The following is a 423-nucleotide window of genomic DNA, read 5'->3' on the forward strand; positions in this document are numbered from 1 at the left end:
ACGGGGGACGAGCGCTTTTACAGGATCAGCGTGCTGTTCCGCCCCTGGGATGGCGAGCGTGGGGAAATCATTGCCCTCACCGGTCACCTGGCCGAGAACGACCTGCGCGGTAACCTGATGTTCATCGAGCGCGCCGTAGGCATTGAAAATGCCCGAGCTATCTATGAGCAAGAAACCGGCGAGCCCATATCTCAACGAGAGCTGGCGAAGAGGCTGAAAGCGGACGGTTACCCGGTATCGCAGTCCCATATCAGCCGCATGCAGGAGACGATCCGTTGCCTGCTGCCGGTGATCCCCGCCGCGCTCTACTCCGGTTTGGGCAAACCTCAGATCGAACGGCTGCTGGCCCTTCGTAAAGCCGCCGCTCAGACGTGGCAGACGCACACCGAGGGCAAAACGAACGTCACCGACTTCGAGGTGCTG

The 423-nt window shown here is 61.0% G+C and carries 1 protein-coding gene; it reads left to right on the plus strand.

Annotation, left to right across the window (positions count from 1 at the left end):
- The coding region (locus ABJ99_RS00015) for a ParB family protein (protein ID WP_326828200.1) at positions 1 to 423 on the plus strand (423 nt) is incomplete at both ends.

The organism is Pseudomonas syringae pv. cilantro, assembly GCF_001293775.1.
In the GTDB taxonomy this organism is placed as follows: Bacteria; Pseudomonadota; Gammaproteobacteria; order Pseudomonadales; family Pseudomonadaceae; genus Aquipseudomonas; species Aquipseudomonas syringae_P.